We start from the raw sequence: 13306 nt of genomic DNA on the forward strand, positions 1-13306 counted from the left end.
TCGGGTGGTTCGGGTGGTGATGCGAGCCTAGGGCGTGTCTTCACCCTGCCCGAAATCGCCGTTCGGCCGAGCGTGGCCACACGGGGACCGGTGGAACTGCGATCGCAACCGCGGTCTCGGCGGAGGTGCCTACGCGGCGACCTCGCGCGCAGCGGCACGGGCGGCGACACGGAATCGACCCGGCGACTGCCCGCGAGCGCGGCTGAACGCCCGGCTGAAGGCGTAGACCGACGTGTAGCCGACCGTGGCGGCCACGGATTCGAGCGTCTCGTCGCTGTCGCGCAACCGCAGGGCCGCCAGATCCATCCGCCAGCGGGTGAGGTAGGCACCGGGGCCCTCCCCCACCACCGAGACGAAGCGGCGGGAGAGCGTGGCCCGAGAGACGTTGAGCTCGCCGGCGAGCATCGACGTGGTCCAGGCGCGCGCGGGATCCTGATGGATCAGCGTGAGGGCGTCGGTCATCAGCGGGTCGCCCAGCACGCCGAGCCACGATGGCTCTGTCGGCGCGGGTCGCGTGACCAGCCACACGCGAAGCAGCTGGACGAGCAGGATGTTCACCAGGCTGTTCATGACGACGGCAGCGGCGACCTGGGGATGGGCGAGCTCTCTGGCGAGCAGACGAACGGTGTCGTCGAGGCAGCCGCCGCCGTTGTCGGCGCGGAGGTGGACGACGTCGGGCAGCAGAGCGAGCACCTGCGTCGACACGGCGGGGTCGTGCTCGTAGGCGGCGCCGAGGATGTGCGTCTGCACCTCGCCGTCTCCGAAGCGCAGCACTGTTCCGGTGCGTCGTGCCTCGGCGGCCAGCGTGGCGTCGCAGGAGTGCGCGACGGCGTCCGGCGCGCTGGTCAGGCTGTGCCCCGCGCCCCGAGGCAGCAGCACCACGTCGCCGGGCATCAACTGTCGCGGCTCGTCGCCCGGGATGCCGAGCCAGGCGGTCCCGGCCGTGACCGCGTAGAACGCGGCGCCGGGGATGTCGGTCCACCAGACGCCCCAGGACTCGGTCGCCTCGATGCGGGCCCCGAGGGTGCCGCGGACACCGGACACGCTGAGAACGTCGGCCAAGAGATCCATGCCTCGACAATAGCCCGCAGGATCGTGCCCGACCCCTCTCTGCAACAAACGGCTATGGAAGTGATCCGGGAGAGCATCGACTGTTCCTCGAAAGGATTCGTACGCTGAACGTCGTCAACCCCAGAAGGAGAACACCATGAAGCTCGAAGGCCAGACCGCCCTCGTCACCGGATCCAACCGCGGCATCGGCCGCCACTTCGTCGAGGTGCTGCTCGAACGCGGCGCCGCGAAGGTCTACGCGACGGCCCGCCGCCCCGAGCTCGTCGACCTGCCCGGCGTCAGCGTCCTGCCGCTCGACATCACCGACCAGGCGTCGATCGACGCGGCCGCCGCCGCCGCGCAGGACGTCACCCTGCTGATCAACAACGCGGGCATCGCGACCGGCAGCGACCTGCTCACCGGCGACCTGGCCGCGATCAAGCTCGAAATGGACACGCACTACTTCGGCACGCTCTCCATGGTCCGCGCGTTCGCGCCGATCCTGGAGCGGAACGGCGGCGGCGCGATCCTGAACGTGCTCTCGGCCCTGTCCTGGTTCTCGACCCCGGGAGCCAACGCCTACAGCGCGGCGAAGGCCGCCGAGTGGAGCCTCACGAACGGCATCCGCCTCGAGCTCGCCGCGCGCGGAACGCTCGTGACCGGTGTGCACCTGGGAGCCGCCGACACGGACATCATGGCCGGTTACGACGGCCCGATGGTCGACCCGCGCGATGTCGCCGGGATCGCTCTCGACGGTCTCGAGAACGGGCTGTCCGAGGTGCTCGTCGACCAGTGGAGCACCGACGTGAAAGCCGCGCTCGCCGTGGCACCGGCCGACAGTCCGATCTACGCGGGCGTGCTCGCCGGCTGACGGCGGAACCCCGCTAACGACACTTCGCTCTCGTCCGTGGACGAGAGCGAAGTGTCGTTAGCGGGGTTCAGCGCGAGGTCGACCCGGGGAGCGTCTCTCTAGGAGACGAGCACCGGGGCTTGCACGACCGCCGACATCCGACCGTCGACGACGTCGAGCAGGATCCCCTCACCCGAGGCGAGGGAACCCTCGACCATCAGGCTCGCGATGCGGTCATCCACCTCGCGCTGGATCAGACGACGCAGCGGGCGAGCGCCGTACTCGGGCTCGTAGCCGTTCTCCGCCAGCCAGTCGATGGCCTCGGACGTGGCCGTGAAGCCGATTCCGTGCAGGTCGAGCCTGGCGCTGGTCTCGTGCAGCATGAGCGACACGATCGAAGCGAGCTGAGACCGGTCGAGCTTGCGGAACAGCACGATCTCGTCGATGCGGTTGAGGAACTCGGGCCGCATCGCCTCGCGCAGCTTGCCCATGACGCGGTCGCGCAGCGCCTTCTCCGAGCCGAAGCCGTTGCCCGCGTCGCCGGAACCGTCCGAGCCCATCGGCGCGCCGCCGACGAACCCGAGAGCGCCGCTGCGAGAGGCGAGGAACTCCGACCCCAGGTTCGAGGTCATGATGACCACCGTGTTGCGGAAGTCGACCGTGCGGCCCTGTCCGTCGGTGAGACGCCCGTCGTCGAGCACCTGCAGCAGCAAGTTGAACACGTCGGGGTGGGCCTTCTCGATCTCGTCGAGCAGGATCACCGAGTACGGGTTCCGGCGGACGCGCTCGGTCAGCTGACCGGCCTCGTCGTAACCGACATATCCGGGAGGGGCGCCGACGAGGCGCGAGACGGTGTGACGCTCGCCGAACTCCGACATGTCGAAGCGCAGCATCGCCGACTCGTCTCCGAACAGCGACCCGGCGAGCGCCTTGGCCAGCTCGGTCTTGCCGACGCCGGTGGGGCCGAGGAACAGGAAGCTGCCGGTCGGACGACGCTGGTCGCCCAGGCCGGTCCGCGAGCGGCGCACCGCCTTGGCGATCGCCGTGACGGCATCGTCCTGCCCGATCACGCGCTCGTGCAGCTCACCCTCGAGAGCTGCGAGCCGCGAGCGGTCGCCCTCGGTGAGCCGCGCGGCCGGGATTCCGGTGGCGCGAGAGATCATCTCGGCGATGTCGTTCTCGGAGATGACGGCGTCGTCGCTCGTGGCGAGGGGCGCAGGATGCGACGTGGCCGCTTCCAGACGCTGCTCCACCTCGACCATGCGGTCGCGGAGTTCGGAGGCCTCCTCGTACCGTTCGCTTCCGACGGCCAGATTCTTCTGCGACTCGAGATCGGCCAGCTCGCTCTGGAGAGCGGCGAGGTCGATCGTCGAGCCGAGGCGGAGCCGGCGACGTGCTCCGGCCTGGTCGATCAGGTCGATGGCCTTGTCGGGAAGGAACCGGTCGGTCAGGTAGCGGTGCGAGAGTTCGACCGCGGCGTGAAGCGCCTCGGGCGAGTACGTGACCGAGTGGTGCTCCTCGTAGCGGGGAGCGAGGCCGGTCAGGATCTGCACGGCGTCGGGGACGGAAGGCTCCGGCACCTGGACGGGCTGGAAGCGCCGTTCGAGGGCGGCGTCCTTCTCGACGCGACGGTACTCGGACAGGGTCGTCGCGCCGATGAGGTGCAGGTCGCCTCGGGCCAGGCGGGGCTTCAGGATGTTGCCGGCGTCCATGCCGCCGTCGCCGCCCGATCCGGCGCCCACCACCGAGTGGAGCTCGTCGACGAAGACGATCAGCTCGTCTTTGTGGGCCGAGATCTCGTCCATGGTCTTGGTGAGGCGCTCCTCGAAGTCGCCGCGGAAGCGGGTGCCGGCGACCATGCCGGGCAGGTCGAGCGAGACCACTCGCTTGCCGCGCAGCGACTCGGGCACGTCGCCCGAAGCGATGCGCTGGGCGAGGCCCTCGACGATGGCGGTCTTGCCGACACCGGGCTCGCCGATCAGCACCGGGTTGTTCTTGGTGCGGCGGAGCAGGATCTCGACGGCCTGCTCGATCTCGTCGGCGCGGCCGATCACGGGGTCGATGCCGCCGTCGCGGGCGAGGGCCGTGAGGTCGGTGCTGTAGCTGTCGAGGGTCGGGGTCTCGGACTGGGGCTCGCCCGCCTGGCCCGGGGCACCCGCAGCGCCGGCCGTCGCGGGGCGACCACCCTGCGCGAACGACTGCATCGCCTCGGGCGTGATGCCGTGGGCGGCGAGGAGCTGGCCGAGAAGGCTGTCCTGGTTGACGACGAGGGCGAACATGACGTGCTCGGGATCGACGTAGGTCGACCCGAACGCGCGGGCGGCCTGAGCCGCCTCGAGCAGAACGCGCTGTGCCGCCGGGGTCAGCCCGGGGCGCGCGGGAGCGTCTGCCGAGGCGCCGGGCAGACGTCCCTCGATGGCGGCCACGAGGGCGTCGCGATCGGCACCCGAGAAGGCGACCAGGTCGCTTGCGGGCGACCGGTCGATGAGCACGCGTAGCAGGTGCAGCGCGTCGACCTCGGAGTGGCCGTGGGAGACGGCGAACTCGGCCGCCGCAGCCACGAGTTCGTGGGTGCGACGGCTGAGCAGCCGCCCGATGTCGACGGGGCGACCGAACGATGCCGCCCCCTGGTTGTTCAGCAGACGCGCGAGGATCTCGTCGAAGGACGAGTCACCGGAATCTGCGGGGGTGAAGTTGTCAGGCAAAGGAACCTCCTGGGGAAACTTGAGTGCCTATGACTCAAGTTAACGCTGGCGGTTCCGATCCATTCCCGGCGTTCCGAAAAAGATGAGCGGAGTCGACTCAACCTTTATTTGTAGACGCTCTCGTTCAGCAGCTGGGTGGCCTTGGTGGCGAATTCTCCGCGGACGAGCACCTCGTAGCGCCCGGCCTCCATCGTCTTGACCGACGCGAAGTCTCGCTGGCCGCGAGTGGCCGCGTGGCCGAGGAAGCCGAACAGGGCGCCCCAGATGGCTCCGAAAACGATGCCGCCGATGACGACGCCGATCCAGTTCACTCCCGGCACGAAGAAACCGAGCAGGAGACCGATCGCCAGCCCGAACCAGATGCCGCTGATCAGCCCTCGACTGGCGGCGCGGCCGTTGGTGAGCCGCCCGGAGACGTTCTCGACGGTGCGGATGTCGTGCCCGACGATCGAGACGTTCTCGACGGGGAAGCCCTCGTCGCTCAGGTGGTCGACGGCCTTCTGGGCGTCTTCGTACTTGGTGAAGGTCGCGACGACCTGCGGATAGCTGCCGCCGACGAAGGCACCGACGCCGCCGAGCGACTCGGCTGCGGAGCCGGTGCTCTCGGCGGGTTGAGCGGCGGGCGCCGTGGGCTGCTGAGAGCCGGCGGGGGCGTATTCGCCGTAGGCGGGGCGGTCAGGGCGCTTGGTGGGCTCGGGCTCGCCGTTCGGCGTCTCGTTCGACATGCTGTCCTCTTTCCAGAAGGGGTACGTGCTGCCAGTATGTCCGCTCTAGCAGGGAAAACTCCTCACCGCGAGGGATTCCGAACCGATCAGATCGCGTGCGAGAATGCCCCCGATGAGCACGACGCACGACGAGAACACCACCCCTGATGGCAGCGAAGCCGGCCTCTCCGTCGACTTCCACAGCCAGGGGGTGACATGGACGAGGCGATCGAGCTCTACACCACCGGCTACAACGGAGCAGGGCTCCACCTCACCAAGACCGAGTCGTCGTTCTCCTATCGCTACACGGCGAAGGGCGACCAGGACGTCACCCTCCGCACGTCGCAGCTGAACGCCTCGATCCGAGGGACCGTGCAGCCCGAGGGCGAATACGTCGTGGCGTGGCTCACGTCCGGCCGAGGAGTCATGGACATCGGCCGCGACGAGCTGAGCGTCGGCGTCGGGCAGCCGTCGATGTTCCCGACCGGCCGCCGGTACGCGTTCCGATTCGACGACGCCACGCAGAACCTCGTGCAGTTCAGCGGCCCCTACCTCGAGCGTCTCGCGGCCGAGCGAATCGGTGCCGAGACGGCCAGGCTGCACTTCAACCACGCGGAGCTCCCCGATCCGACCGCCCTGCGACGCTGGCGCGACACGATCGCGGGCGTCGCAGGGTCGATCCTCGGCAACACGACCGGCAGTCTCCTGCGCGCCGAGGCGAACGCCCTCGCGGCCAACGCGCTCCTCGACACCTTCTCGTTCGACGGCCCGCGACGCGGTGTGCTCCTCCTCCCGCCGAGCAGTGGCCGGCTCGCCACGGCGATCGACTACATCCACGCGAACCCCGAGCAACCGCTGACGACGACCGGGATCGCCGAGGTGGCGGGGCTGAGCCTGCGCGGCCTGCAGCACGCGTTCAGTCGGCAGCTCGGGATGACGCCCACGGAGTACCTGCGCGGAGTGCGCCTCGACCAGGTGCGCGACGAGCTGCTGGAGGCGGCTCCGACCGAGACGACGGTCGCAGCCGTGGCTCGTCGCTGGGGCTTCTCCCACTCGGGCAGGTTCTCATCCGCCTACGTCGCCCGCTTCGCGGAGTACCCGGCCGAGACCCTGCGGCGCTGACGCTCGACCGCACCCTAGAGATCTCCGCGGATGCGATCCTTCGGCGAGCGATCCGGCACGCGGCGATAACCGTCGCGCAGCACGGCGGCGACGACGCCGATCCCGCAGACCACGACGATGCCGCCGACGAGGAGAATGGTCACGAGCCAGAGATCCAATGGGTGCATGTTCTGATCCAATCTCTCCCGAGCAGCCCGAAAAAGCTCCAATCTGCCTAAAGTGGTCGCATGACTGCCACCGTCCAGGCTCCGTTCGCTCTCGGGACGCACGCGCTCACGGCGCTGCTCGGCGAATGGCGCCACGGAGGCCGGGCCCACGCAGAACTGGCCGAGAAGCTTCGGCTGCTCCTGATCGACGGCCGCATCCGGTCGGGCACCCGCCTGCCGGCCGAACGTGAGATCGCAGCGGCCCTCGGGGTGAGCCGCACGACGATCGTCTCGGCCTACCGCCGATTGCGCGAGCGAGGAATCCTGTACAGCGTCCAGGGCTCCGGCAGCGTGCTGGCGCTGCCCCCGACGAGCGCGCACGACGACACGGCGCTTCCCCTCGAGATCGACTTCAGCAAGGGCACCCCGCCCGCCTGGACCGAGCTGCCGACGTTCGCGGCCCGCGCCCTTCAGCACCTCCCCGAGCGGATGGCGACCGGTGGCATCGACCTCTTCGGCCTGCCGGAACTCCGCGAGAGGATCGCGGCGCGCTTCACCGAGCGCGGCGCGCCGACCAGCCCGGAGAACATCCTGATCACGCTGGGGGCGCAGCACGCGATCGCGCTCGTCGCGAGAACCCTGCTCGGCCGAGCCGACCGCGTCGTCGTCGAGACCCCCGGCTACCCCCACGCCCTCGACGCCTTCCTCTCAGCGGGAGCGCGACTCGTCGCGAGCCCGCTCACCCCGCGGGGTACCGACGCCCGGCACCTCGAAGACACCATGCGCGACGCGCGGCCGTCGCTGGTCTATCTGATGCCCGACTTCCACAATCCGACCGGGTCGAGCCTCGCCGACGCCGACCGCGAGCGCCTCCTCCGGGCCTCGTCCCGAACCGGGACTCCCCTGCTGGTCGACGAGACGACGGCGGAGCTCGACATCGATCGACCGGGCACCACGACGCCGTTCGCGGCGTTTCCGAGTCACGGTGCCTCGCTGATCACGGTCGGATCGGTCAGCAAGACGGTCTGGAGCGGGCTGCGCATCGGCTGGATCCGGGCGGACCGTCACCTGATCGAGCGGTTCGCATTGGCCAGACCGGCCGCCGACATGGGCAACTCCGTCGTCGATCAGCTCATGGCGACCGAGATCCTGCCCGAGATGCCCCGCCTGCTGCGTCAGCGCGCCGCTCAGCTCGGCGTCGGGCGCGACCACGCGGTCTCGCTCCTGCGCGAGCTGCTGCCGGCCTGGGAGGTCCCCGACGTCCACGGGGGCCTGGCTCTCTGGGTCGGCCTGGGAGCACCGCTCAGCTCCGCCCTCGTGCTGTCGGCGCGAGGGCGCGGCGTGACGATCACGTCGGGTTCCCGGTTCGGCATCGACGGGGCCTTCGAGCGGAACATCAGGATTCCGTTCACCGCGCCGATCCCGACCCTCACCGAGGGCATCGGTCGCCTCGCCGCCGCCTGGGCGGCGGTGGGCACCGCAGACGCCGGTCCCGGGCGCCGCGGTGCCGCGGCGGAGGCGGCCTTCGTCGTCTGACCCGGTCCCGTCGAGCGAGACCTGCGATGATCGCAGGATGAACCGGGGGCAGGATCACGCCGACACGAGCCCTGAGCTCGGCGTCTGGCCCGCGACGAACCGGCGCTTCCGTCGCTCGGAGGTGTCGGCCGTCATCGGCTCCGGCGACGAGGCGTGGCGACGGGCGACCGACGGCGTGCTGCGCTGGGAGGTCAAGACGCGGAGCGGCTTCACCGTCGACGACGACGCCCGGGTCGAGGCCGGCCGCCGGCTGCGCATCACGGCCGCCGTCGCCGGCATCACCGTCGTCGAGCCCGTCGAGGTGGTCGGCGTCGTCGAGCGCCCGGACCGCGTGGGCTTCGCCTATCGCACCCTGCCGGGGCATCCCGTCGACGGCGAAGAGGCCTTCGTCGTCCACCGCACGGGCGCGGTCGTGCGGCTCACGGTCCGCTCCCTCACGCGTCCGGCCGAGCAGCAACCCTGGCGCACCCTGTACCCACTCCTGCGCATCGCCCAGCTCGTCGCTCGACGTCGGTACCTGCGGGCCCTCCGCCGCCCCTGACGGCTGCCGAAGCCGCTCCGCGACGAGCGGACCTCGGGGCTACTGCTTGCCCGGCGTGCCGTTCTTGGGGCCGCCCGAGATGCCGCCCGAATTGGTGCCGCTGGTCTTGCCCGATTTCGAGTCGGAGTCTTTGGAGCCCGACGAGTGGCCCTTGATGACCGGACGCTGCACGTAGCCGATCTCGGACTGCGGAGGTGCCGGGAACGCGTCGCCACCGTGATAGGCCGCGTTGAGGGCGGCGATGATGATCTTGTCCATGCCGAACTTCAGCTGGTAGCCGTTGACGCCGTTCACGTAGGCGTTGTAGAAGCCGACCTTGCCCGAGATGTTCCCGACCCAGGTCGCCTGGGCGATGCGAGTGGTCGACGTGACCAGCCAGTTCTGGACGGCCGCGTCGGTGGTGCCCGTCTTCGCGATGATCGGCACGCCGTCGTTGGGGTTGGCGTTGGCACCGGTGCCACCGGGCTTCAGGACGTTCTGCAGCGCGTAGTCGACACCGGCCGCGATGTCTTGCGGCATGCCCTGCGTGCACTTGGTCTTGCTGACCGGAAGCGACTTGCCGGTCGCGTCGGTGATGCTGTCGATCGCGATCGGCGTGCAGACCACGCCGTGGTTGGCCATTCCGGCATAGGCGGTGGCCATGGTCAGCGGGGCGATGTAGTTCGTGCCCAGGATCATCGGCGGCACGATGGTGAACCCGTTGGCCGCGGGGTCGGCCGGGTGGATGCCCATCCCGTAGGCGACGTCTTTGATGTTGCAGAGGTCGAGCTGCTTGCCCATCTGGGCGAAAGCCGTGTTGACCGAGTCGGCCGTCGCAGCGAGCACCGTCATCGACGCGGGCGCCGGGTCGGCGTTGGAGACCGGCCACGGGTCGTTGGCCATTCCCACGCAGGAGTTGGTGAACTCGGCGTCCATGAAGTGGTGCTCGGTGGTGCTCACCGTCTGGTTGAGCGTGTGCCCCGCCTCGAGCCAGGCGGCCAGCGTGAAGGCCTTGAACGACGACCCCGTCTGGAAGCCCTGAGACCCTCCGAGACTGTAGTCGGAGTTGTAGTTGACGCTGGTCGAACCCGGGTCGGAGGTCTTGACCTCGTTGAACGTCGTGTTCTGCACCATCGTGATGATCCGGCCGCTCCCGGGCTCGACGGCGGTACTGGAGGCGCCGACGTTCATCCCGGGGACCGACGTGGGCATGTACGCGCTGACGGCCTGCTGCGAGGTCTTCTGGAGGTCGAGGTTCAGCGTCGTGTGGATCGACAGACCGCCCTCGGTCAGGGTCGCGATGCGGTCGGCCGCGGTCTTGCCGAAGCTGGGATCGGAGGCGATCGACAGCTCGACGTACTTGCAGAAGTAGCCGGCGTCGTACTTCGCGGCCGACGCGCAGCCGTTGGACTGCTGCGTGATCCTGGGCTGGATCGGGGTGCGCTGACCTTCGTTCAGCTGGGCGGCGGTGATGTCACCGGCCTTGTGCATGCTGCGCAGGACGTAGTCGCGTCGGGCCTTGGTCAGCGCGTAGCCATTGGCCTTGCCGTTCTTCGCGTCGCTGGGGTGGTCGATCCTGAGGTTCGCCGGGTTGTTGATGATCGCCGTCAGCGTCGCCGCCTGGACGAGGCTGAGGCTCTTGGCGGGGACGCCGAAGTAGTACTCGGAGGCGGCCTGGATGCCGTAGATGGTGCCGCCGAAGCCGACCAGGTTGAGGTAGCTGCGCAGGATGTCGTCTTTGGAGTACTTCTTCTGCACGCCGATCGCGTAGCGCATCTCGCGCAGCTTGCGAGCGGGCGTCGTCGCCGTCACCTGGTCGTAGCACTTGTTCGCATCGACCTTGCCTGCGGGCGTGTTGAGGTCGTACTCCTGGGCGCAGCGCTGCACCAGCACGTTCTTGACGTACTGCTGCGTGATCGACGACCCGCCCTGCACGTCGTGGCCGAGAGTCGTCGCGAGGGCGCCACGGACGGTGCCCTGCACGTCGATCGCCCCCTCCTTGTAGAAACGCGGGTCTTCGGTGTCGACCGCGGCCTGCGTCATGACCTTCGAGATCTGGTCGAGAGCGACGTCGGTGCGGTTCTGCACGTAGAACGTGGCGATCTTGACGTCTTGCTTGCCCTGCTTGGCGTAGATCGCCGACGCCTGGGCGGGCTGGGTGATCTTGAGGTAGCTGGGCAGGGCGTTGAAGGTGTCGGCGGCCGTCACCAGACCTTCCCCGGCGACCGAGAGCGAGGGCACGACGAGCATCGCAGCGAGGAGACCGGCCACGACGGACAGTCCGACGAAACCGATCAGGGCGCCGATGATTCGGGGTGCGGTGCGACTGGTCACGTGCTTACGGTAGACGGGCTCGTCGCGATCCGGAAACGAGACGCGAGCTAATCGAGAGAAATCGTCCTGAAGGACGACACCCTTGCCGACAGCTACCGCTCGGGGTACATTCAGACAAGAACGGCCCGCCCGACTGAGCTCTATGCCAGTCCCGGGCCGTTCTCCCGTTCGGTCGGGTCGACGTCGAGGGCCCGCACCTGCTGTTCGAACAGCGCCGCTCCGCCCTGGGCGGGGTGACGGACCGCTTCGGCGGCCACGCCCGCGGCAGCGAGGGCTCCCTGCGCCTTCCGTCCGACGGCGACGACGCGCGGATCGCCGAGCGCGCGAATGAGTTCCAGGACCACGGGTGCGCCGGCGCGGACCTCGGCCGGCCGAGGCGTCCGGTTGGTGTGGCGATCACCGGCGACGAAGGGGTGGTGGGGGTACACCGGCCACGAGACAGGGACGGGGCCGCTCCATCCCGAGAGCGTCTTCCAGACCACCCGCGACGAGGCTTCCCAGAGAGCCGCAGGATCCGGCGGCACCTCGAACCCCTCGCCCTCGGGGGCGCCGGTGAGGAGCCCCGGCCGCGCCTCCAGCTCGCGAACGCTCATGAACGGGATGCCCGTGATCGTCGCACCGCGCCAGCCGGGGGCTTCCCCGACGAGCAGGAGGCGGGATCCTGCGCGCTGGAGGGTTTCGAAGCAGCTCAGGAGGTTGCGCCGCCGCAGGGCTCCGCCCGGCGTCGACTCGTCGTAGAGGAACTCGGCGTCGTCGGGGACGGGCACGGCGTCGAGCAGCTCGAGGAAGCGGTCGAACACGGCCTCAGCCGATGTACGACATCACGTGCTTGACGCGCGTGTAGTCCTCGAAACCGTACGACGAGAGGTCCTTGCCGTAGCCGGAGTGCTTGAAGCCGCCGTGCGGCATCTCGGCGACGATGGGGATGTGCGTGTTGATCCAGACGCAGCCGAAGTCGAGCCGTTTCGACAGGCGCATCGCGCGGCCGTGGTCCGTGGTCCAGACGCTGGAGGCCAGGCCGTACTGGACGCCGTTCGCCCAGCGCAGGGCCTCGGCCTCGTCGCGGAACTTCTGCACCGTGATGACCGGGCCGAAGATCTCGTTCTGCACGGCGTCGTCGTCCTGCTGGAGCCCGGAGACGATGGTCGCCTCGTGGAAGTAGCCGGACGTGCCCTGGCGGTGGCCGCCGAGATCGACGCGCGCGCGATCCGGGAGCCGGTCGAGGAAGCCCTGCACCTGGGCGAGCTGGTCGGCGTTGTTCACGGGACCGAAGAACGCGGCAGGATCGTTCGGCGCACCCGTGCGGGCGTTCTCGCGGGCGTACGCGGCGAGAGCCTGCACGAACTCGTCGTGGATCCCCTCCTGGACGAGCAGCCGGGTCGCGGCGGTGCAGTCCTGACCGGCGTTGAAGAATCCCGCGGCCACGATGCCGGCGACGGCCGACGGGATGTCGGCGTCGTCGAACACGATCACCGGCGCCTTGCCGCCCAGCTCGAGATGCACGCGCTTGAGGTCGTCCGCGGCCGCTTTCGCGACGGCCATGCCGGCGCGCACGGAGCCCGTGATCGACACGAGCTGCGGAATCGGGTGAGCGATCATCGCCGCGCCGGTCGTGCGGTCGCCGGTGACGACGTTGAGCACGCCGGCGGGAAGGAACTCGGCAGCGATCTCGGCGAGCAGGAGCGTCGACGAGGGCGTGGTGTCGCTGGGCTTCAGCACGGTCGTGTTGCCGGCGGCGAGCGCGGGGGCGAACTTCCAGACGGCCATGTTGAGCGGGTAGTTCCACGGGGTGACCTGACCGACGACACCGATCGGCTCGCGACGGATGAACGACGTGTGATCCTTCAGGTACTCACCGGCGCTCATCCCCTGCAGATGGCGGGCCTCTCCGGCGAAGAAGCGGATCTGGTCGACGCTCAGCAGGATCTCGTCCGCGACGAGCGATGCGCGCGGCTTGCCCGTGTCGAGCGACTCGAGGTCGGCGAACTCGTCGGCTCGCGCCTCCATCGCGTCGGCGATCCGGAACAGAGCCAGCTGCCGTTCGCCGGGCGTCGTCTCGCCCCAGGTCTCGAACGCTTTCGAAGCCGCCTGGAACGCGCGGTCGACCGTGGCCGCGTCGGACACCGGGGACGTGCCGTAGACCTCCTCGGTGGCCGGGTCGATGAGGTCGAAGGTGTCGTCGCCGGTCGCTTCGCGGTAGTCGCCGTCGATGAAGTTGCCGAGGGTGTCTGCGCCATGTGCCGACAGTAGCGCTCCGCCTCGCGCGGGACACAGGCGTTTTTCTGCGGAACGGGCGAACTCGTTCACCTGTTCCGCGTAAAAGCGCCTGTTCTGCGAGG

General features: G+C 69.3%; 11 protein-coding genes. 4 read left to right on the forward strand and 7 right to left on the reverse strand.

Translation table 11 applies throughout. The features are described from left to right. Positions 1–129: 129 nt before the first annotated feature. Entirely contained in the window at positions 130–1071 is a 942-nt protein-coding gene (locus QUE79_RS21310) for an AraC family transcriptional regulator (RefSeq protein WP_286344821.1), read from the reverse strand. Between the two features lie 136 nt (positions 1072–1207). Between QUE79_RS21310 and QUE79_RS21315 the strand changes: the two genes are divergently transcribed. Beyond that, positions 1208–1921, forward strand: coding sequence for an SDR family oxidoreductase (locus QUE79_RS21315; RefSeq protein WP_286344822.1), 714 nt, complete (start codon positions 1208–1210; stop codon positions 1919–1921). Between the two features lie 98 nt (positions 1922–2019). Here QUE79_RS21315 and QUE79_RS21320 read toward each other — a convergent pair whose 3' ends face one another. Then, positions 2020–4605, reverse strand: coding sequence for an ATP-dependent Clp protease ATP-binding subunit (locus QUE79_RS21320; protein WP_286344823.1), 2586 nt, complete (start codon positions 4603–4605; stop codon positions 2020–2022). Positions 4606–4709: 104 nt separating this feature from the next. After that, positions 4710–5330, reverse strand: coding sequence for a general stress protein (locus QUE79_RS21325; protein WP_286344824.1), 621 nt, complete (start codon positions 5328–5330; stop codon positions 4710–4712). 195 nt (positions 5331–5525) lie between these two features. Here QUE79_RS21325 and QUE79_RS21330 point away from each other — a divergent pair, with 195 nt between their 5' ends. Further along, positions 5526–6431: a helix-turn-helix domain-containing protein gene (locus QUE79_RS21330; RefSeq protein ID WP_286344825.1), complete on the forward strand. Its 906-nt coding sequence runs from the start codon at positions 5526–5528 to the stop codon at positions 6429–6431. 14 nt (positions 6432–6445) lie between these two features. Here the strand turns inward: QUE79_RS21330 and QUE79_RS21335 are convergent, their stop codons facing one another. After that, the gene (locus QUE79_RS21335; protein ID WP_286344826.1) at positions 6446–6598 is read right to left on the reverse strand and encodes a hypothetical protein; all 153 of its coding nucleotides are present in this window, start codon (positions 6596–6598) and stop codon (positions 6446–6448) included. A 60-nt stretch (positions 6599–6658) separates the two neighbouring features. On the opposite strand from QUE79_RS21335, the gene yczR reads away from it, so the two are divergent. Further along, on the forward strand, positions 6659–8113 hold the full coding sequence (gene yczR / locus QUE79_RS21340) for a MocR-like transcription factor YczR (protein ID WP_286344827.1): 1455 nt from the start codon (positions 6659–6661) through the stop codon (positions 8111–8113). Positions 8114–8150: 37 nt separating this feature from the next. After that, positions 8151–8654 (forward strand): DUF1990 family protein, encoded by a 504-nt coding sequence (locus tag QUE79_RS21345; protein ID WP_286344828.1) that lies wholly within the window; start codon positions 8151–8153, stop codon positions 8652–8654. 39 nt (positions 8655–8693) lie between these two features. Here the strand turns inward: QUE79_RS21345 and QUE79_RS21350 are convergent, their stop codons facing one another. The 3 genes from QUE79_RS21350 to QUE79_RS21360 form a co-directional block, all read right to left on the reverse strand. Then, a complete protein-coding gene (locus QUE79_RS21350) occupies positions 8694–10967 on the reverse strand; it encodes a transglycosylase domain-containing protein (RefSeq protein ID WP_286344829.1) in 2274 nt (757 codons plus the stop codon). Between the two features lie 140 nt (positions 10968–11107). Next, entirely contained in the window at positions 11108–11767 is a 660-nt protein-coding gene (locus QUE79_RS21355; protein ID WP_286344830.1) for a uracil-DNA glycosylase, read from the reverse strand. Between the two features lie 4 nt (positions 11768–11771). Beyond that, complete coding sequence (locus QUE79_RS21360; RefSeq protein ID WP_286346800.1) at positions 11772–13214, reverse strand: gamma-aminobutyraldehyde dehydrogenase; 1443 nt, start codon at positions 13212–13214, stop codon at positions 11772–11774. Between the last annotated feature and the right edge of the window lie 92 nt (positions 13215–13306).

Origin of the sequence: Frondihabitans sucicola (genome assembly GCF_030296615.1) — a bacterium.
Classification (GTDB): domain Bacteria; phylum Actinomycetota; class Actinomycetes; order Actinomycetales; family Microbacteriaceae; genus Frondihabitans; species Frondihabitans sucicola.